Raw genomic sequence first — 20,042 nt, 5'->3', positions numbered from 1 at the left:
AGCCACGAGTGGTTAAGGTCAATATCGGGGCGTTTTTCTGCGCCGGCCCCCATCACCGAGGAGAGACATCATGGCCACCCTGACCATCAACGGCCGAGAGCATGAGCTCGACGTGCCGGACGACATGCCGTTGCTCTGGGCACTTCGCGACGTGGCGGGCCTGACCGGCACCAAGTTCGGTTGCGGCATCGCCGAGTGCGGTGCTTGTACCGTGCACCTGGACGGCGAGGCTACGCGGTCCTGCGTGACGCCGGTCTCCGCCGTGCAGGGACGCCAGGTAACCACCATCGAGGCGATGGCCGACGATGCCGTCGGCAAGAAAGTCCAGCAGGCCTGGCTTGATCTGGGGGTTGCCCAGTGCGGGTACTGCCAGGGAGGGCAGATCATGAATGCCACGGCGCTGCTGAAGAAAAGCCCGAAACCGGAAACCCAGGAAATAGTCGACGCCATGGCCGGCAACTTGTGTCGGTGTGGCACCTACAATCGCATCCTGTCGGCCATTGAACGGGTCGCGGACCAGGAGGTGGCCAGCTCATGAACCAATCAGTCGATTCGCTGTTGCTCGCCAATGTCAGCCGCCGTGGTCTGCTGAAAGGACTTGCCGGGGGCTCGGCACTCTTGCTGGCAGCCCGCTGGGATCTGGGGCTCGCCAATGAACAGGCCCAGTTTGGTGCCGGCGCCATGCCCGGTGGCTGGGTGGACAACCCGAATGTGTTTATCCACATCGAATCCGACGGCGTGGTCACCATTGTTAATAACCGTGCCGAGATGGGGCAGGGTATACGTACGAGCCTGGTCATGGTGGCTGCCGATGAGCTGGGTGCGGACTGGGAACAGGTTCAGGCGCAGCAGGCGAACGCGGACCAGGACAAGTACGGTAACCAGAATACCGATGGCTCCCGCAGCATGCGCCACTGGTACGACCCCATGCGCCGTGCAGCGGCCGCCGCCCGGCTGATGCTTGAGCAGGCCGCGGCCGATCAATGGGATGTGCCGATACATGAGGTGCGGGCCGAGATCCACAAGGTGGTACATCCAGCCACAGGCCGTGAAATCGGCTTCGGGGACCTCGCAAAGGCAGCAAGCGAGCTGGACGTTCCAGTTCGCGATGCGCTGGTTCTGAAGTCCGATAGCGAGCTGCGCTTTATCGGCAAGGAATCCGGTCTGATCAACGGCGAACTGAAGTCCGCGCACCCCAAGGCCATCGATGGCGAAGACATTGTTACCGGCAAGGCGGTTTTTGGCGCCGATGTGGATCTGGAGGACACCCTCTATGCGGTAGTGGCCCGTCCGCCTGTTTATGGTGCCAAGGTCAAAAGTGTCGATGACAAGGAAGCGTTAAAAGTCACCGGTGTAAAAAAGACAATTCGCATAGAGGGCACTGGCCAGCCCGCCGCGTTCAGCCCGCTCGGTGGCGTTGCCGTGGTGGCTTCCAACACCTGGGCCGCCCTGGAGGGCCGCAAGGCCCTTAAGATCGAGTGGGACTTGGCTTCGGCCGGAGACAATGCCAACTACACCTCCGATGCTTACCGGGAGTCCCTGGAAAAGGCGGCGCAATCGCCTGGCAAGGTCATCCGCCAGTCCGGTGATGTCGAGGCCGCGCTGGAAGAGGCTGACAAGCGGGTGACAGCGACCTATTACATGCCTCATATGGCACATGCCACCATTGAACCGCCAGTGGCAGTGGTAAGGATCAAGGATGGCAAGGCCGAGGCCTGGGCGCCGATCCAGAATCCGAGGGCGACCCGCGAGGGCATTGCGGGACTGCTGGAGATGGACGAGGAAAACGTTATCGTTCATCAAACGCTTCTTGGCGGCGGCTTCGGCCGCAAGGCGAAACCGGATTTTGTGCTCGAAGCAGCCCGAGTGGCGAAGGAATTCGAGGGACAGCCCGTCAAGCTGCAGTGGTCCCGGGAAGACGATATCCAGCATGCCTACTTCCACGCCGTATCCGTCGATCATCTGGAAGCGGGCCTGGACGGAGAGGGCAAGGCGACCAGTTGGCGCCACCGGACGCTGTCTCCTAGCATCGCCTCGCTCTTTGCCGCAGACCCCAAGCATAAGGGGGAATTCGAACTGGGTATGGGCTTCAATACCATGCCATTCAGTATTCCCGCTATTCGTCTGGAAAACCCGCCCGCCCCGGCCCATGTCCGTATCGGTTGGTTCCGTTCAGTGTACAACCTGCCCCATGCCTGGGCGATCCAGAGCTTTGCCCATGAAATGGCCGTGGCGGCCGGCAGGGACCACCGGGACTATGTGCTGGAACTGCTGGGGCCGGACCGGGAAGTTCATAATTTGACCTTTGGTGATGGCTGGAATTACGGCGAGGATCCGGATCTGTATCCAATCGATGTGGCCCGCATGCGCCGCGTCATTGAGCGCGCTACCGACGAGGCCGGCTGGGGGCGCGAAACCGGGAAGGGGCGAGGTCTGGGGCTGGCCTTTCATCACAGCTTCGTCTCCTACACCGCCATCGTCTTTGACGTCGAGGTGGACGATGAGGGCGAACTGACCATTCACCGCGCGGACATCGCCTTCGACTGTGGGCCCCAAGCCAATCCGGAGCGAATCCGGTCGCAGATGGAGGGTTCCTGCGTGATGGGCATTGGTATTGCCCTGCAAAGCGAGGTGACCTTCAAGGATGGCGTTGCCCAGCAGGGTAACTTTGACAAGTACCTGATTCCGCGTATGCCGGACGCGCCCAAGGTCGTCCGGGTGCACTTGATCGACAACCCCAGCGACGCCATGGGAGGCGTTGGCGAGCCAGGCCTTCCACCCGTGGCACCAGCACTTTGCAATGCCATCTTCGCCGCCACCGGCAAGCGCATCCGGCGCCTGCCGGTCGGCGATCAACTGGCGAGCTGAGGATGCGCCATCTCGACCTGCAGGTGGTCGACCAGGCATTGGCCTGGCTGCGTAAGGGGCGACGGATCTGGTTCTGTACAGTGCTTGCCACCTTCGGATCCTCGCCGCGGGAGCCGGGCTCGATGCTGGTGGCAAGGGGCGACGGCCGGCATGTCGGGTCGCTTTCCGGGGGCTGTGTCGAAGAGGACTTCCTCGCTCGCCTGCGCGACGGCGAGTTCGACTCGGGCCTGCAGACGCTGCGCTACGGCGATCCCGAGGGCCCGGATGGCCCGCGGATCAGTCTGCCTTGTGGCGGAATCCTCGATGTGCTGATCGAGCCCATGGAACCCGATGCCGCTACCCTGACCCACCTGGAGGTGATGCAGGCGACCCTGCTCGGTCGACGGCCACTGGCCCGCCGGGTCGACCTGGCCAGCGGCCGGTTGCAGTTCGCCGAGGATGGCGGCCTGGGGCCCCGGGTCGTGCAGGATCGCGGGGCGAGGAGGGTGACCCTGCGCATCGGTCCCGCGGCGCGGCTGATCCTTGCCGGCATCTCACCGGTGGCCGAGGCTTGTGCCGAATTCGCCCGGCCCTTGGGCTTTGAGGTGATCGTCTGCGACCCTCGCGAGGAAGTGCGGGCGGGGTTTTGCGTCGAGGGCGTCGAGGTACAGTCGGTGCTGCCCTCGATCTTCATCGCCTCGGGCGCCTGCCATGCCGCCACCGCTGTGGTGGCACTGACCCATGATCCGCGCATCGATGACCTGGCGATGATCGAGGCGGTTCGCACCCCGGCCTTCTATATCGGCGTGATGGGATCGCAACGGACTTCGGCGGTACGTGCCGAACGCCTGCGCCGCTCGGGTGGCCTGGGCGAGGAGGAGATGGCGCGAATAAAGATGCCAATTGGCCTGGCGCTGGGCAGCAAGACGCCGGCCGAGATCGCCTTGGCAGTGATGGCCGATATCGTCCGCGTGCAGCGGGGTCGATCCCGTGAGTCCCTCTAAGGCAGCGTTCCCTATTCGCGAGATTCCACCCGTCCAGGTTGCGGCCCTGGTCATGGCGGCCGGACGCTCCCGCCGTTTCGGTACCGCCGACAAGCGTCGGGCGCGCCTGGCCGATGGTCGCACCTTGCTGGCGAGTGCCGTCCAGCGGGCCGCCGGGACCTTCGCCGACTGCTATGTGGTGCTGCGCGAGGAGGACGACCCCGCGGCACTTGGCCTCTCGCCCGACACGCGCCTGATACGCGCCTTGCACGCCGACCGGGGGCTGGGCAGCAGCTTGGCCGATGCAGTCGGCGTGCTGGATGGGATGCCCGGTCCGGAGGCGCTCGTGGTGCTGCTGGGCGATATGCCGGGCATCGCCCCGTCCACACTGGCTTTGCTCGGCCGGGCGGCAAGCCAAGACACGATTCTTTGTCCGGTTTACGGGAGGCGGCGTGGCCATCCTGTGGTATTCGGCCGGGCGCTATGGCCCGAGCTTGCCGACCTCCACGGTGAACGGGGAGGCCGCGAGGTGATATGTCGGCATGCCTCGCGGGTTCGCGAGATTCACGTCGAGGATGCCGGTATCCACCGGGACGTGGACATGGTCGGCGATCTTGCCTCTTTGCAAGAACCTAGCCGGCATGGCTGAAACGGCTCAGTGGCCGTGTCAGCCGCTGGGCCATGATCACCCCGGTCAGCACCAGGGCGCCGCCGATCAGGTGGAAGAGTGCGATTCGCTCGCCGAGAAAGGCCATGGCGATCAGCGCGCTGAACAGCGGCATCAGGTTGATGAAGATGCTGGCCTGGCTGGCGCCGATCTGGCGGATGGCGCGCATCCACAGGAAGGTGGTGATGATCGAGGCGGGAATGCCGGCGTAGAGGATCAACCAGATGTTATCACCGTCGATGGGGGTCATCGGGCCGAGCAAGTAGCCGGGTAGCAGGAACAGCGTGGCAAACACCGCCTGCAGGTAGAGGACCACCCAGGGCGGCATATCCAGCGGCCAACGTTTGAGCATCACGCCGTAAAGCGCGTAGCAGGTGGCGGCCACGACCATCAGCAGGTCGCCGATGGCGACGTCCAGCGTGAGCAGGGTGAACGGGTCGCCCTGTCCGAGCAGTACGGTCACGCCGACGAGTGCCACCAAGCCGCCGAGGGTACCGCCGTGGGTGGGCGCCTCGCGTAGGATCAAGGCGCTGAGCAGTACCGTCAGCAGTGGCACCATGGCGGCGAGGATACCCATGTTGGTGGCCGAGGTGGTTTCCGCGGCGACATAGGCGAGCCCTTGCCACATGGCCATGCCGAGCAGCCCCAGGAAAGCCAGCTTGTACCATTGGCGGCGAATGGCATCGCGGTGCCTCACAGCGGCGGGCAGCACGAAGGGCGTGAGTACGAGAAGCGCCAGTACCCAGCGCAGGAAGGCGATGCTGCTCGGCGCGATGGTGCCCACGGTAAGCTGATTGATGGTCATGTTGCCCGACCAGATGAGTACAGCACCCAGCGGGGCTAAGAAGTAGAGCAGCGGCATGACGTGTCCTGCAGACGTTGAATCAGGGGCCTCATACTGTAGGAGGCCAGAAAGAAGAGCATGGTAAACTGATGACGCCTGACATCCCATCGCCACAGGAAGTCTGCCATGAATGATCCGAGTGATCAGTCATCGCACGCCGCGAACAGCGACATGCAAACGGATTACTCCGTTGGCCAGGACAATATCGAGGGCCAGCTTGGCCCTATCGGTTTCGATATCCACAACCGCGTATTTGCCGTATCGGCGCTCGCGTCGGTCGTCTTCATCGTGCTTACCCTGCTGTTCCCCGAACGGGCCGGGAGCATATTTCAGTCTATCGTCGGTTTCGCGACCGGGACGCTGGACTGGTATTTCATGATCGTGGTGGATTTTTTCATCCTGTTCTGCCTGGCGCTCGTCGTCCTCCCCCACGGCTCGGTCAGATTGGGTGGCCCCGATGCCAGGCCCGAGCACGGCTACCTTTCCTGGTTCGCGATGCTGTTCGCGGCCGGCATCGGCATCGGGCTGTTGTTCTTCGGTGTGCTGGAGCCGGTCTATCACGCCAACGTCTCCCTGCCGTTGGGAGTAACGTCTCCCTTTGGAGCCGACGGGGAGCTCGATCCGCAGGCCATCGCCGATGCCAGCGCCCTGGGCCTGGCCGGTACCTACCTGCACTGGGGCATCCATGGCTGGGCCGTGTATGTGGTGATGGCCCTGGCGCTGGGCATCTTTACCTATAACAAGGGCCTGCCCTTCTCGGTTCGCTCGGCGTTCTTTCCGATTCTTGGCGAGCGCGTCTGGGGCTGGTGGGGGCATGTGATCGATATCCTCGCGGTGTTTTCTACTCTCTTCGGGCTGGCGACATCGCTGGGCCTAGGAGCGCAGCAGGCCAACGCAGGAATGAACTTCGTGTTCGGCCTGGAAGTCAGCACCACCACCCAGGTCATCATCATCATGCTGGTGACGGCGGTGGCCCTGGTATCCGTGTGGCGCGGGCTCGAAGGCGGCGTGAAGAAGCTCTCCGAGATCAATATGTTTCTGGCCGTGCTGTTCTTCTTCTTCGTGCTGTTCGCCGGCCCGACCCTGGTCGCTCTGAGCGGGTTCTGGACGGGCCTTACCACCTATGTGACGGAGTTCGCCGCGCTGTCGGCCCCCTTCGGGCGCGACGACGACGCCTACCGCCAGACCTGGACGATCTTCTACTGGGCCTGGTGGATCAGCTGGGCGCCGTTCGTCGGGATGTTCATCGCGCGGGTCTCGCGTGGCCGCACGGTTCGGGAGTTCGTGATCTGCGTGCTGCTGATTCCCAGCCTGTTCATCTTCATCTGGATGGGCATCTTCGGTGCCACCGCCCTCGATCAGCTCTATGCCGACCCCGCCGGCAGTCTGGTCAAGGAATACGTGATCGACAACTACAGCCCGGAACTCTCCTTGTTCGGCATGCTCAATGAGCTGCCGCTGACGGGGCTGATGTCCACTCTCGGCATTGTCCTGGCGCTGATCTTCTTCGTGACCTCATCGGATTCGGGGTCGCTGGTGATCGATACCATCACCGCCGGCGGCAAGATCGATGCCCCCAGGCCCCAGCGCATGTTCTGGGCGACGGTGGAGGGGTTGATCGCCATCGTGCTGCTGATCGGTGGCGGCCTGTCGGCGCTTCAGGCGGGTGTGACGGCGACGGCGATTCCGTTTTCCGTCGTGATGCTGTTGATGTGCTACTCCATCATCAAGGCGCTGAACGGCGAGCTTCGCCATGGGCGCTCCTGAATCACAGGGGTAATGTCGACGGCCTGCACGAACGACGGGATGTACGATGCTGAACGGAATCTGGCTGAGCTTCTTTCTTGCGGCCTTCGCCGCTGCCCTCTGGCAGTGGCTGGGCGCTGGAGACAGCGAGGTGTTCGCCCGGCTGGTCGAGGCGCTGTTCGACATGGCGGGACTCAGCGTCGAGATTGTGCTGGTGCTGGCAGGCACCATGACATTGTGGCTGGGATTTCTGGCCATCGCCGAGAAAGCCGGCCTGATTCGGCTGATGGCCTGGGTGCTCGACCCATTATTCAAGCGGCTGATGCCCGAGGTGCCCAGCGGCCACCCGGCCATGGGTCTGATCAGCATGAACTTCGCGGCCAACATCCTGGGGCTGGATAACGCGGCCACGCCCATCGGCATCAAGGCCATGCATTCGCTGCAGGAACTCAACCCCAGCCAGGAGAGTGCCAGCAACGCCCAGATCCTGTTCCTGGTGCTGAATACCTCGTCGCTGACCTTGCTGCCGGTGACTATCTTCATGTACCGGGCCCAACAGGGGGCGGAGGAGCCCACCGCGGTATTCCTGCCGATCCTGCTGGCCACTACCGCCTCCAGCCTGGTGGGGCTGCTGAGCGTGGCGCTGATGCAGCGATTGAAGCTCTGGCAGCCGGTGGTGCTGGCTTACCTGGTCGGTGCGGCCCTGGCGTTGGGTTTGCTCTTGACCACCCTGGCCGGAATGTCGGCCCAGGCGCTGGCCGCCACCTCGACCCTGGTCGGCAATCTCACCCTGTTCGGTATCGTGATCCTCTTTCTGCTCGCGGGCGCACTGCGCGGTGTCAATGTCTACGACGCCTTCATTGAGGGGGCCAGGGAGGGCCTCGGTTTCACGGTTACCCTGCTGCCCTATCTAATCGCCATGCTGGTGGCCGTGGGGGTGCTGCGTGCCAGCGGTGTGCTCGATGCCGGCCTGGAGGGGATCCGCTGGTTGGCCACCGGCCTTGGCTGGGATATTCGTTTCGTCGAAGCCCTGCCCACCGCTTTCATCAAGCCACTCTCGGGCAGCGGTGCCAGAGCCATGATGCTCGAGACCATGAATACCTTCGGGGTGGACAGCTTCCCTGGGCTGCTGGCGGCCACCATGCAGGGCAGCACTGAAACCACCTTCTACGTGCTGGCGGTCTACTTCGGGGCGGTGGGCATCCGCCGGATCCGCCACGGCCTGGGCTGCGCCCTGCTGGCGGACCTGGCAGGGATACTCACCGCCATCGCCGTCTGCTATTGGTTCTTTGGATGAGAGAGAAGCGTCCTGAGTGACGGGACGCGTCCGGCCGAGCGCGAGGCGTCCGGCGATGTCATGCATCGGATGTTCACATCGTCGAGCACGGCTCGCCCCCTTTGGTCTATGGTTTCAAGAATGAAGGACTAGCCATTGCCAAGGGAGGCGCTTATGACCCGCACGGCACGTGTCGAACCGATCACGGAAGAAAACCGCGAGGCGATCCTGGTCTCGGGGTGGCGAGTCGTCGATGTGACGGATTCGGACAACCCACAGGAAATCTCCCGCCATGACAGCGAGCCGGACGCGATCACGGCAGCCCGTGATTATGAGCGAAAGACATCCCGCGAGCCCGGCTCGGCCCCCGATGACACCCAGGACTACGACGCCTCGGAAGGCGGCGACCGCGCTTGAGGGCGGTACGATCAGCCGATGGCGGCAACGGCGGCCTTGGCGATCTGTACGTCCTGGTCGGGCTTGACGCCGGAAATACCGATGCTGCCGGCCACCTGGCCTTCGACGATCACCGGGACGCCGCCGGAGAGCATCGCCTGCAGCGGTGCCGAGACAAAGGCGGTGCGTCCGCCGTTGATCATCTCCTCGAAGACCTGGGTTTCCTTGCGGCCCATGGCAGCGCTGCGCGCCTTCTGGGTGGCAACATCGGCAGTGAAGGGCGCGGCACCATCAAGACGGCGCAGGCCGAGCAGGTGGCCGCCGTCGTCGGCCACGGCAATGGTCACCAGCCAGCTGTTGGCCTCGGCTTCCTTCTGGGCGGCGTCGAGCAGGGTGTTGACATCGCTGAGGGTCAGGGTGGGTTTGTTTTGCATGGGAATCTTCCTCGTTGGTGTAAAAACGGGTGTGTGAATCTGTTCTTCTAGAAACACAGTCGCCTGTCAGTGCTTCTCGAGTGCCTCGTCGACGATCTCGATCCAGTGGCGCACCGGCGTGCGATTGGCGCCGGCCAGATGAGTCTGGCAACCGATATTGGCGGTCACGACCACTTCCGGCTTGCCGGCTTCGAGGTTGTCGAGCTTGTTGTCGCGCAGCTGCGTGGCCAGTGCCGGCTGGGTGATTGAATAGGTGCCCGCCGAGCCACAGCAGAGATGCGCGTCCTGCACCGGCGTCAGCGCAAAGCCGAGGCGACTCAGCACGGTTTCCACGGCACCGCCGAGCTTCTGGGCATGCTGCAGGGTGCAGGGACAATGAAAGGCGAGCTTGCGCGTGTCCTTGACGGCGAGCGCGTCGAGCGACTCGTCGCGCAGCACTTCCACCAGATCCTTGGCCAGAGCGCTGATGCGCTCGGCCTTCTCGGCATAGTCGGGGTCGTCGGCCAGCACCTCGGCATATTCCTTGACCATCGCCCCACAGCCGCTGGCGGTCTGCACGATGGCTTCGCAGCCGGCCTCGACATGCGGCCACCAGGCGTCGATGTTGGCGCGCATGCGCGCCCGGCCGGCTTCCTGGGCGTTGAGGTGGTAGTCGATGGCCCCGCAGCAGCCCGCTTCGGCGGCGGGTACGAGGCTGATGCCCAGCCGGTCGAGGACACGCGCGGTGGCGGCATTAGTATTGGGCGAGAGCCCCGGCTGCACGCAGCCCTCCAGGATCAGCATCTGTCGAGCGTGCCGTCCGGTCGCGGGGCGAGCCCCGGCATCGATGGGGGTCGGCGGCATCTTGGCCTTGAGGGCGCCGGGCACCAGCGGCTTGAAGGTCTGGCCGAGCTTGAGCAGCGCCTTGAAGCGCTGCGGCTCGACCAGCGCCTTGCGTAGCCCGTAGCGAAGAGCGCGATCCGGGGCGGAGCGCGGCACCCGGCGCTCGATCTCGGCACGGCCGATGTCGAGCAGCTTGTGGTATTCCACCCCGGAGGGGCAGGTGGTCTCGCAGTTGCGGCAGGTCAAGCAACGATCCAGGTGCAGCCGGGTTTCCTCGGTGACCTGGGCATCATCGTCCTGACTTTCGAGCATTTCCTTCATCAAGTAGATGCGACCCCGCGGGCCGTCGCGCTCGTCCCCCAGCAGCTGGTAGGTGGGGCAGGTAGCGTTACAGAAGCCACAGTGCACGCAGGTGCGCAACACGCGATCCGCTTCGCGGATGTGCGGTTTCTTGAGGTCTTCCTCGGTAAAGTGCGTCTGCATCTCAGGGTTCCTCGATACGTCTCAAAACGCCGCGTAGAGTCGGCCCGGATTGAAGATGTCCTTCGGGTCGAGCTCGGTCTTGAGATTGCGGTGGTACTTGGCCACCACCGGTGCCAGTGGCGTGAAGGGCGAGTCCAACCCTGGCGTCAGGCAGGTGGCGTGGCCGTCGGCACGGGCGCAGGCCAGGCGAATCGTCTCGGCGTCGAGGTCGCTGCGCAGCCAACGCTGGGTACTGGCCCAGTCATAGAGCACGTCGCTTTCGTTGACGCCGGGCAGGTCGATCACCGGAGTGTTGTGCGGCAGCGAGAGGCGCCACAGAGGCCGCGTGTCGTCCGGGGAGAAGAATCCCAGGCGCTGTTCGCGAAGCGCCACCCAATAATCTTCTTCGAGATCCTCGCCGCCCAGGCGCTCCCGGGTGGCGGCCACCGAGCTTGGCCCGCCTTCCAGACGCAGCGCGAGCGTGCCGTCATGCCAGGCGGCCGCGGTGATGGGCAGCGGCTGGCGTCCCCATTCGGCGAGCTTCGCCAGCGCCTCCTGCAACGGCAACGCCAGGCGCAGGCTGCAAGTGGCACCGGGGCGCGGCAGCACCTTGAGTGATACCTCGGTGATCAGCCCCAGCGTGCCCTGGGCGCCGACCATCAGCCGCGAGAGGTCGTAACCGGCGACATTTTTCATGACCTCGCCGCCGAAGCGCTGTTCAACGCCTTCGCGATTGATGATTCGCGTGCCGAGCACGAAGTCGCGCACGCTGCCCGCCCAGGGACGCCGCGGGCCGGAGAGGCCAGTGGCGACCATGCCGCCTACGGTGGCGTCATCCCCGAAGTGGGGCGGTTCGCAGCCGAGCATCTGGCCGTTGGCGGCCAGGGCGGCTTCGAGCTCGGCCAGCGGCGTGCCGCTGCGTACCGAGACAATCAGCTCGACCGGATCGTAGGTGGTGATGCCACGATGCTCGCGAGTGGCGAGCTTTGCGCCCTCGACATTACGGCCGTAAAAGGCCTTGGTGTCGCCGCCGACGATGCGCAGCGGCGTGCCCTCGGCGTCGGCCTGGCGGATGCGTTCGGCCAGCGCTTGGCTGGCGTCGTGATCAGTTTTGGCGGTGTCGGACATGATTGTATCCTGAGTCCTCAGAAGCGCGGCAGGTCGGGATGCGGCAGCTGGTTGTTGTGCACATGCATGGCGCCGAATTCGGCGCAGCGGGCCAGCGTCGGGATATTCTTGCCCGGATTGAGCAGCCGCTCGGGGTCGAAGGCCGCCTTCACCGCATGGAAGATGGTCAACTCGCCGGGGTTGAACTGGGCGCACATCTGGTTGATCTTCTCGCGCCCGACGCCATGCTCGCCGGTAATGCTGCCGCCGACCTCCACGCACAGTTCGAGAATCTTGCCGCCAAGCTCCTCGGCCTGTTCGAGCTCGCCCGGCTGGTTGGCGTCGAACAGGATCAGCGGGTGCATGTTGCCGTCACCGGCATGGAAGACGTTGGCCACGCGAAGGCCGTACTGCTCGGAGAAATCCGCGATGCCCTTGAGCACGCGGGGCAGCTCGCGGCGTGGAATGGTGCCGTCCATGCAGTAGTAGTCCGGCGACATGCGTCCAACGGCCGGGAAGGCGTTCTTGCGGCCGGCCCAGAACTTCGCGCGTTCGGCGTCGTCACGGGCCTGCTGGATGCCGGTCGCGCCGGCCGCCTCGAGCACGCGGCGCACCGTAGCGCAGTCATCGTCGACGTCGGCTTCCACGCCGTCGAGTTCGCAAAGCAGGATGGCTTCGGCCTCGACCGGATAGCCGGCCTTGACGAAGTCCTCGGCGGCCTGGATGGCGAGCTTGTCCATCATCTCCAGACCACCGGGAATGATGCCGGCGGCGATGATGTCGCCCACGGCGCGTCCGGCCTTTTCCACGTCGTCGAAGCTCGCCATCAGCACCTTGGCGGTCTCGGGCTTGGGCAGCAGCTTGACGGTGATCTCGGTGACCACGCCGAGCATGCCCTCGGAGCCGGTGAACAACGCCAGCAGGTCGAAGCCCGGCGCATCGAGCGCCTCGGAGCCCAGCGTCATGCGCTCGCCTTCGATGGTGATCACCTCGACTTTCATGACGTTGTGCACGGTCAGCCCGTATTTCAGGCAGTGTACGCCGCCGGCATTCTCCGCGACGTTGCCGCCGATCGAGCAGGCAATCTGCGAGGAGGGGTCGGGTGCATAGTAAAGCCCATAAGGAGAAGCGGCCTCGGAGATCGCGAGGTTACGCACCCCCGGCTGGACGCGCATGGTGCGAGCGTCGGGATCGATGTCAAGAATACGATTGAAGCGCGACATGACCAGCAATACGCCCTGCTCGAGCGGCAGCGCGCCGCCGGAGAGGCCGGTGCCGGCGCCGCGCGTGACCACCGGGACGCCCAGCGCGCGGCAACGCTTGAGCAGCGTCTCGACCTGATCGAGCGTCTCGGGCAGGGCCACCAGCATCGGCAGCACCCGATAGGCGGAGAGGCCGTCGCACTCGAAGGGGCGCAGGTCTTCCTCGCGATGCAACAGGGTCAGGCCGGGTGTCGCCGCTTGCAGATCCGCCAGTACCTCGGCCTTGTCGTTATGGGGCAGCGCTCCGTCGAGTGCCGCGTCGTAAAGAATGTTCATGGGGTCTCCCCGGACATCAAGGTCATCTGACTCGGACAACCGAAATTGCCACGCTATGAGTTTGGCGCGTCTCTAGCCGCCTTGGCAGCCCTGACCCGGTCCGGTATCGATCTAATAATTTGGAAAGCATTTCCAATATACACGCTGAGAAGCATGATGGGTAGGTAGGTGAAGGTGGCAACAAGGCAGGTTAGGGAGCTGTGCTTCACCCGCTCCAAAGGTGAAGGGGCGAGGTAGCGAAAGGTACGGTCGGCATCAGTAGGAGGCCATGCGCAGCGGTTTCGCCTCGTCTTCGATCACGCCACTCAGCGAGGCGACTTCCAGCTTGTTGCACAGGTGGTCACGCAGGATCTGCCCGAGCAACTTGCCGTCACGCTTCTTGAGTGCCGCCACCATGTTCTCATGGTCCTCGACCGCCTGGCGCCAGAAGCTGTCGGTCATCTTCTTGGAGTAACGTACGCGTTTTACCCGCTGGCTGAGATTGTTGTACATCTCCTGCAGCACTTCGTTCTTCGAGGCCGTGAGAATGTGTTCGTGAATCTGCTTGTTGACCTCGAAATACGCCGCTAATTCACGGTTGTGGTAATGCGACAGCATCTTTTCATGCAGTTCGCAGATCCGCTCGATCCCGGCGTCACTGATCTCCTGACAGGCCAGTTCGCCGGAAAGCCCTTCCAGCGCGCCCATCAAATCATAGGTGTCCTTGACCATCTTGAGAGTCAATTGCACCACCCGCGCGCCGCGATTGGGCAGTAGCTCCACCAGCCCTTCCGAGGCCAGCACCTTCAGCGCCTCGCGAAGCGGCGTGCGTGATACGCCAAAGGTTTCGCAGAGGTGCTTTTCGGAGATCCGCTCTCCCGGCAATAGGTCGCCATGCTCGATGAGATCGCGGATGCGATCGGCGACTTCCCGGTAAAGATTGCGATGTTGGATCTTGCTCATGGTCTGGTTCCTTCCGGATGCCATGCGTCTTGTGGTAAGCCGCGATAGCGAGGCGCTGGCCGTTATCGTTGTCCTGGCGCGACGTGTCGTAAACCAAGGTGTCATCAAGCGATGAGTTGCCAATCAACAAGCGTTGTTATCAAGTCTGACGACATTGACTTATGACTGCAAAAGGTATTATGAATTCAAAATTCACACAAGGTTGCCGAACGAGTGACAGGACGGCTTGCGAGCGAGCCGGACACGTTGCTTACGGCGACCCCCTCAGGAGCGACAAGATGGCTGGCAAGGTATATCGCTGCAGCGTGCAGCTGACCCGAGCGCATGGCAGGGCAATTCTCGACGGTGCCTTTCTCAAGGCCCGTGAACTCGGCGCGGAACCCCTCACGGTCGTGGTGTTGGATGGCGGCGGCAATATCGTCGCGGCGGAACGGGAAGACGGTTGCGCCCCGCTACGCTTTGCGGTGGCACAAGGCAAGGCCTTTGCTGCGCTGGGCAATGGGGCGGCAAGCGGGGTGATCGGTGAACGCAATACCGAGCGGCCTGCCTTTCTGGCCAGCGTCGCTGCCGTGTCGGGCGGTCGTTTCGTGCCGGTGGCAGGCGGCGTGCTGATTCTCGACGCCCACGAACAAGTGATTGGCGCGGCGGGCGCCAGCGGCGCCTCGTCTCCCGAAGACGAGAGGGCGGTGATCGCAGGCATCGAGGCAGCCGGTCTCGCTTGGGGTCTCGAGCCTGAATAAAGCGCCATCAGCGTTGCTGACTTTATGCGTTGATGACGACAGGTCACTGAATGAAAAGGTTTTTTCTCTCTTGAACCAAGATTCGAAGACTAAAGTTTAATACCTAATTCTGCATTTTGAATACAAATTGAACCCGTGACGGTCTGATTCGCCGCTCCGCCAGACGATCGAAGGCGAGTCGATTCGTCGGCGCGGCCGCCAGGCGGCCGCGTCGATACGCAGACTGCCTGGAGAAGCGTTTGCCTGGGTAGTACGCGCACAACAACAAGCCAGCACTGGAGTATTCAATGAAAATGATCAAGACAGCATTCGTGACCGCCTCCCTGGCGTTGAGCCTGACACCAGCGCTCGGCGTGGCCCAGACCGAGCTGCAGTTCGGTCATGTAGGCAACCCCGGTTCGTTGTTTGATACCTCCGCGAACGAGTTCGCCAAGCGGGCCAACGAGCGACTGGGCGATGACTACGAGGTGCAGGTCTACGGCTCGAGCCAGCTCGGCGGCGACAGCTCCATGATGCAGAAGCTCAAACTTGGCCAGCTGACCTTTACGCTACCTTCGACCGTGATGTCCTCGGTGGTAGATGAGTTCGGTCTGTTCGAGATGCCCTATCTGATTCAGGACCGGGACCACATGAAGCGGGTTATCGAGGAGGTTCTCGAGCCCGACCTCTATCCTCTGGCAGAAGAGCAAGGCTACAAGATCCTCGCCGTCTGGGAGAATGGCTTTCGCCAGATTACCAACAACGAGCGCGCCATCAATACCCCCGAGGATCTGGATGGCTTGAAGCTGCGGACACCGAAGGGCGAGTGGCGGGTGCGCATGTTCGAGGAATACGGCGCCAACCCCTCGCCCATGGCGCTCTCGGAGGTCTTCACGGCGCTGCAGACCGGTACCATGGACGGTCAGGAAAATCCGCTGGTACAAATCTACTCCCAGAAGTTCCAGGAGGTGCAGGACTACCTCTCCATGACCAACCACGTCTACACGCCTGCCTATGTGGTGGTCTCCAAGAGTCATTGGGAGGATCTGCCGGAGGACGTGCGTGAAGTACTGGAAGAGACCGCACAAGACGTTCAGGACTTCGTCTACGAGACGGCCGCCAGACAGGATGAGGAGCTCATCGGCAAGATGGAAGAGGCCGGCATGCAAATCAACGAAGCCGACAAGCAGGCCTTCATCGATGCCAGTGGCCCGGTCTACGAGCTCTTCGACGAGGAAGTGGAAGGCGGCGGCGACCTGGTCGACCGTGTACTGGCGCTCGGCGAAGAAGACTGAATCTCTCTGACGACTGACCCCCTCTGAACCAACCCATGGACCGCCCCGGCCGGGCGGTCCTTCCTCTGCCCGACGGAGTGGCTTTAATGTCCCTTGTGAAACTTCGATCCGGCTTCGAGTGGCTGCTCGAGGTCATCACCATGTTTCTGGTGGTTGCCCTGACGGTGGTCGTGCTGCTCGGCGTCAGCTTTCGCTATGCCGGCAATTCCCTGGGGTGGTATGACGAGGTCGCCGCCGTGATGTTGGCGTGGGTGACCTACTACGGCGCCGCTCTCGCCGCTCTCAAGCGCGCCCATATCAGCGTTCCCGGTTTTGTTTATTCGCGCCCACGGGCGGTGCGCATGGCGCTGGTCGTGCTCGGCGAGGCCATCACCATTACCTTCTTCGTGCTGCTCGCCATCTATGGCGTCCACGTCATCGGCGTGCTCGGCGGCTCTACCCTGGTCAGCGTACCGATCCCGGTCGCTCTCACCCAGTCGACTATTCCTATTGGCGCGGCGCTTTTTGTCATTGCCGAGCTTCTTAACCTGCCGGACATCCTGCGCGAAGCCTGGGATGGCCGGAAGCCCCCCTCGGAGCAGGATATTGTGGAGGAAATGCAATGACGACGGCTTTGATCCTGCTGGCCGGGCTGGCCATGATCTTCATCAATATTCCCATTGCGGTGGCCCTGGGGGCGGTGTCCATCATCGCCATGCTGGTGATGCAAGGCACGAACAGCCTGCTCGGCTTCCCGCTGGTGCTGTTCGAGGGTGCGACCAAGTTCCCGCTGATCGCCATTCCGTTGTTCGTCCTGGCCGGCGCCATCATGAACACCGGCGGCATCTCCCGACGGCTGATCGACTTCGCCTCCGCACTGCTCGGCTTCGTTCGTGGCGGCCTTGCCATGGTGAACGTGGGCACATCATTATTCTTCGCCGAGATCTCCGGTTCTGCCGTGGCCGACGTGGCGGCCCTTGGCTCCATCCTGATTCCGGAAATGAAGCGCAAGGGGTATCCAGCGCCGTTCGCCGCCGCGATCACGTCTTCCTCGGCATCGCTTGCAATCATTATCCCGCCTTCGATCCCGATGATTCTCTATGCCGCCATGGCCGATACCTCGGTCGTGCAGCTGTTCGTCGCCGGCATCGTGCCCGGCATCGTCGGCGGGCTGTTGATGATGGTGCTCGCCTGGTACTTCGCGGTCCGCTACAACTTTCCTGTGGAGCAGACTTTCAAGCTGAGCCGGGTGTGGGCCACCTTCAAGGCAGCGGGCCTTGCCTTCTTGCTGCCGATGATCATCCTGGGTGGCATCTTCGGTGGTTTCATGACCGCCACCGAAGGTGCCGCGTTGGCGGTATTGGCTGCACTGCTGATCAGTTTCCGCTATGGCGAGCTGCGGTGGAAGAAGCTGCGTGCGGCCATGGTCGAGGGCGGTGTTCAGACCGCCGTGGTCATGCTGTTGGTGGCGAGTTCTGCGTTGCTCGGCGACTTCCTCACCCGCGCCCAGCTGCCGCAGATGTTGGCGGGGATGATTGGCGATTTCACCAGCAATAAGTACGCGGTGCTGGCGTTGCTGAACGTCTTCCTGCTATTGATCGGCATGATCCTGCACTCGGCAGCGGCAATCATTCTTACCGTACCCATTGTCATGCCGTTGGTGATGATGGTCGGCATCGATCCCGTTCACTTCGGGATGATCGTGACGCTGAACCTGGCGATCGGCCAGCAGACCCCCCCGGTGGCAAGCGTGCTGATGACCGCCTGCTCGGTGGCCAAGGCGGACATCTGGGATGTGTCCAAGACCAATCTGCCATTCGTCGCCCTGCTGTTCGTGCTGCTGATGCTGGTGACCTATGTGCCGATCTTCCCGATGGGGCTGGTGGAACTGTTCTACCGGTGAGCCCGATAGATTCTTAGGAGGACACGCTTATGTCCGATGAGGCGTTGATTTTCCGGCGCGAGGGCAATCTCGCCTGGATCGGTTTCAACCGGCCCGCGAGCCGTAATGCCATGACGTGGGACATGTACAACGCTCTGGAAGCCAGCTGTACGCAGCTGGCCGAGGTTGACAGCGTGCATGCCGTGGTGCTGCATGGTGTCGGTGGCGAGGCCTTCGTGGCAGGGACCGACATCACCCAGTTCGCTCACTTTACCCAGCCCGAGGATGCCCTCGATTACGAGCGTCGCATCGAGCGGGTGGTGAGCGGCCTTGAAACTCTCAACAAGCCGACGATCGCCATGATCGAGGGTTTCTGTGTTGGCGGGGGCGCGGCTATCGCCATGGCCTGCGATTTTCGCTATTGCACGCCGTCGCTGAAATTCGGTGTGCCGATCGCCAAGACCCTGGGCAACACGCTGTCGATCACCAATGTGTCGCGGCTGATCGACATGGTGGGTGTCGCGCGCACCAAGGAAGTGTTGATGCAGGCGAAGCTGTTCAGCGCCGACGAGGCCTACCAGGCGGGGCTGGTCAACAGCATCTTTTCGCCCGACACCATTGCCAGCGAGGTCACGGCGATTGCCAATGACTTCGCAACGCGTGCGCCGCTGACGCTCCAGGCCAGCAAGGCGCTGGTGGGACGCGTCCAGGCCCAGCGTCGTGCATCACTCGAGGCGGGTGACGACTGGGTCACCGCCTGCTACATGAGCGATGACTTCAAGGCGGCCGTCGACAAGTTCGTCCACAAGACGCCTTTCGAATGGTCGGGTCGTTAAGTCATCCAAGAGGGAGTACAGCCAATGCTGCCACTACAGAACGTCAAGGTGCTGGATATTTCGCAGATCATGGCCGGGCCCTATTGCACTATGGTGCTGGCCGACATGGGGGCGGAGGTCACCAAGGTCGAGAAGATCCAGGGCGGCGATGACAGCCGCCAGATGGGTCCCTACGTCAACGATGAGTCGACCTGTTTCTCGCAGATCAACCGCAACAAGAAGAGCATCTCGCTCAACTTGAAGGACGACCGGGCCAGGGAGATCTTCTATCGTCTGGCCAGGGACGCCGACGTCATCGTCGAGAACTACCGCACCGGCGTCACCAAATCGCTTGCGATCGACTACGACACCATCAAGGCGATCAATCCCGGCATCATCTACTGCTCGATTTCCGGCTATGGTCAGACCGGCCCTTACAGCCATCGCGGCGGCTTCGACCTGGTGGCCCAGGGCATGACCGGGCTGATGTCGATGACCGGCGAGAAGGGCCGGCGCCCGCTCAAGACCGGCATCGCCGTCTATGATATCGGCGCCGGCATCACGGCGGTGTACTCGATTCTCGCGGCCTATATCCACAAGACCAACAGCGGCGAAGGCCAGCACATCGATATCGCCATCACCGAGTGCGGCTTGCCTTGGTTCGCCTGGGAAGCGGCAGCCTATTTCGGCGAAGGCACGGTCCCCGAGCCCACCGGCTGGCGGCATCGCGTATCCGCGCCCTATCAGGCGGTCAAGGCCAGCGACGGCTACATCATGCTGGGCTGCGCTAACCAGCGCACCTGGGAGCGTTTCTGCCAGGACGTGCTCGAGCGCGAGGACCTGATGGCCGATCCACGGTTCCTCACCAACTTCGACCGTGGCCAGCACGTCGAGGAACTCGAGGCAGTGCTGGAAGCGATCATGGTCGACCGGGAAATGGACCATTGGCTGGTGCTTTGCGACAAGGCGGGCGTGCCGGCCGGGCCGATCAACAACTTCGCCCAGGCCATGCAGGACGAGCATTACCTGGCGCGCGGCATGGTGCAGGAAATGGACCATCCGGTGATCGGCAAGATGAAGACCATTGGCTTTCCGAGCAAGTTCTCGCAGACCCCCTCGCAGATTCGCAGCCCAGCACCCCTGTTCGGCCAACATACCGACGAAGTGCTCGGCACCCTGGGCTTCACGCCCGAGCAGCTGGAAACGCTGCGGGCCGAGGGCTGTATCAAGTAAAAATTTTTTGGCGCATTTTGCATTCATTATCAAAAGTACAAGATTGCCTCTGGAG

The 20,042-nt window shown here is 62.9% G+C and carries 19 protein-coding genes; 13 read left to right on the top strand and 6 right to left on the bottom strand.

Annotated elements, in window-relative coordinates; genetic code table 11:
* Nucleotides 1-70: 70 nt before the first annotated feature.
* Genes BM341_RS11625 through BM341_RS11610 form a run of 4 tightly spaced genes read left to right on the top strand, consistent with a single transcriptional unit; the run spans nt 71 to nt 4,479 of the window.
* A complete protein-coding gene (locus tag BM341_RS11625; protein WP_089796107.1) occupies nt 71-538 on the top strand; it encodes a (2Fe-2S)-binding protein in 468 nt (155 codons plus the stop codon).
* Nucleotides 539-558: 20 nt separating this feature from the next.
* Nucleotides 559-2,868: a xanthine dehydrogenase family protein molybdopterin-binding subunit gene (locus BM341_RS11620; protein WP_217646225.1), complete on the top strand. Its 2,310-nt coding sequence runs from the start codon at nt 559-561 to the stop codon at nt 2,866-2,868.
* Between the two features lie 2 nt (nt 2,869-2,870).
* Nucleotides 2,871-3,851, top strand: coding sequence for an XdhC family protein (locus tag BM341_RS11615; RefSeq protein WP_089796104.1), 981 nt, complete (start codon nt 2,871-2,873; stop codon nt 3,849-3,851).
* Nucleotides 3,838-4,479: a nucleotidyltransferase family protein gene (locus tag BM341_RS11610; RefSeq protein WP_245784259.1), complete on the top strand. Its 642-nt coding sequence runs from the start codon at nt 3,838-3,840 to the stop codon at nt 4,477-4,479. The genes BM341_RS11615 and BM341_RS11610 overlap by 14 nt, the downstream gene beginning before the upstream one ends.
* Here the strand turns inward: BM341_RS11610 and BM341_RS11605 are convergent.
* Nucleotides 4,463-5,359 carry a DMT family transporter gene (locus tag BM341_RS11605; RefSeq protein WP_089796100.1) on the bottom strand — a complete coding sequence of 299 codons (897 nt, stop codon included), beginning with the start codon at nt 5,357-5,359 and terminating at the stop codon, nt 4,463-4,465. The genes BM341_RS11610 and BM341_RS11605 overlap by 17 nt on opposite strands.
* Nucleotides 5,360-5,467: 108 nt before the next feature.
* Here BM341_RS11605 and BM341_RS11600 point away from each other — a divergent pair, with 108 nt between their 5' ends.
* From BM341_RS11600 to BM341_RS11590, 3 genes are all read left to right on the top strand, one after another.
* Nucleotides 5,468-7,108: a BCCT family transporter gene (locus BM341_RS11600; protein WP_089796099.1), complete on the top strand. Its 1,641-nt coding sequence runs from the start codon at nt 5,468-5,470 to the stop codon at nt 7,106-7,108.
* A 46-nt stretch (nt 7,109-7,154) separates the two neighbouring features.
* Nucleotides 7,155-8,384 (top strand): nucleoside recognition domain-containing protein, encoded by a 1,230-nt coding sequence (locus tag BM341_RS11595; RefSeq protein ID WP_089796097.1) that lies wholly within the window; start codon nt 7,155-7,157, stop codon nt 8,382-8,384.
* 153 nt (nt 8,385-8,537) lie between these two features.
* Nucleotides 8,538-8,780 (top strand): hypothetical protein, encoded by a 243-nt coding sequence (locus tag BM341_RS11590; RefSeq protein WP_089796095.1) that lies wholly within the window; start codon nt 8,538-8,540, stop codon nt 8,778-8,780.
* Nucleotides 8,781-8,791: 11 nt separating this feature from the next.
* Here BM341_RS11590 and BM341_RS11585 read toward each other — a convergent pair whose 3' ends face one another.
* The 5 genes from BM341_RS11585 to BM341_RS11565 form a co-directional block, all read right to left on the bottom strand.
* Nucleotides 8,792-9,193 (bottom strand): GlcG/HbpS family heme-binding protein, encoded by a 402-nt coding sequence (locus BM341_RS11585; RefSeq protein WP_089796093.1) that lies wholly within the window; start codon nt 9,191-9,193, stop codon nt 8,792-8,794.
* A gap of 66 nt (nt 9,194-9,259) precedes the next feature.
* The gene (glcF, locus tag BM341_RS11580) at nt 9,260-10,498 is read right to left on the bottom strand and encodes a glycolate oxidase subunit GlcF (protein WP_089796091.1); all 1,239 of its coding nucleotides are present in this window, start codon (nt 10,496-10,498) and stop codon (nt 9,260-9,262) included.
* Between the two features lie 21 nt (nt 10,499-10,519).
* Nucleotides 10,520-11,605: a glycolate oxidase subunit GlcE gene (gene glcE, locus BM341_RS11575; protein ID WP_089796089.1), complete on the bottom strand. Its 1,086-nt coding sequence runs from the start codon at nt 11,603-11,605 to the stop codon at nt 10,520-10,522.
* 17 nt (nt 11,606-11,622) lie between these two features.
* A complete protein-coding gene (gene glcD, locus BM341_RS11570) occupies nt 11,623-13,122 on the bottom strand; it encodes a glycolate oxidase subunit GlcD (protein ID WP_089796087.1) in 1,500 nt (499 codons plus the stop codon).
* 255 nt (nt 13,123-13,377) lie between these two features.
* Entirely contained in the window at nt 13,378-14,064 is a 687-nt protein-coding gene (locus tag BM341_RS11565; protein ID WP_089796085.1) for a GntR family transcriptional regulator, read from the bottom strand.
* A gap of 278 nt (nt 14,065-14,342) precedes the next feature.
* Between BM341_RS11565 and BM341_RS11560 the strand changes: the two genes are divergently transcribed.
* The 6 genes from BM341_RS11560 (at nt 14,343) to BM341_RS11535 (ending at nt 19,987) form a co-directional block, all read left to right on the top strand.
* Nucleotides 14,343-14,804, top strand: coding sequence for a GlcG/HbpS family heme-binding protein (locus BM341_RS11560; RefSeq protein ID WP_089796083.1), 462 nt, complete (start codon nt 14,343-14,345; stop codon nt 14,802-14,804).
* Between the two features lie 287 nt (nt 14,805-15,091).
* Nucleotides 15,092-16,078: a TRAP transporter substrate-binding protein gene (locus BM341_RS11555; RefSeq protein WP_175507855.1), complete on the top strand. Its 987-nt coding sequence runs from the start codon at nt 15,092-15,094 to the stop codon at nt 16,076-16,078.
* A gap of 86 nt (nt 16,079-16,164) precedes the next feature.
* On the top strand, nt 16,165-16,683 hold the full coding sequence (locus tag BM341_RS11550; RefSeq protein WP_217646224.1) for a TRAP transporter small permease: 519 nt from the start codon (nt 16,165-16,167) through the stop codon (nt 16,681-16,683).
* Nucleotides 16,680-17,960, top strand: coding sequence for a TRAP transporter large permease (locus tag BM341_RS11545; protein WP_089796081.1), 1,281 nt, complete (start codon nt 16,680-16,682; stop codon nt 17,958-17,960). Before BM341_RS11550 ends, BM341_RS11545 begins: the two co-directional genes overlap by 4 nt.
* Before the next feature lie 29 nt (nt 17,961-17,989).
* Nucleotides 17,990-18,775: an enoyl-CoA hydratase/isomerase family protein gene (locus BM341_RS11540; RefSeq protein ID WP_089796079.1), complete on the top strand. Its 786-nt coding sequence runs from the start codon at nt 17,990-17,992 to the stop codon at nt 18,773-18,775.
* A gap of 24 nt (nt 18,776-18,799) precedes the next feature.
* On the top strand, nt 18,800-19,987 hold the full coding sequence (locus BM341_RS11535; protein ID WP_089796078.1) for a CaiB/BaiF CoA transferase family protein: 1,188 nt from the start codon (nt 18,800-18,802) through the stop codon (nt 19,985-19,987).
* Nucleotides 19,988-20,042: the final 55 nt, after the last annotated feature.

This window comes from Halomonas korlensis, from assembly GCF_900116705.1.
Lineage (GTDB): Bacteria > Pseudomonadota > Gammaproteobacteria > Pseudomonadales > Halomonadaceae > Halomonas > Halomonas korlensis.
Note: the sequence above shows the minus strand (reverse complement) of the source record. Positions and strands in the feature narration are given on the sequence as shown.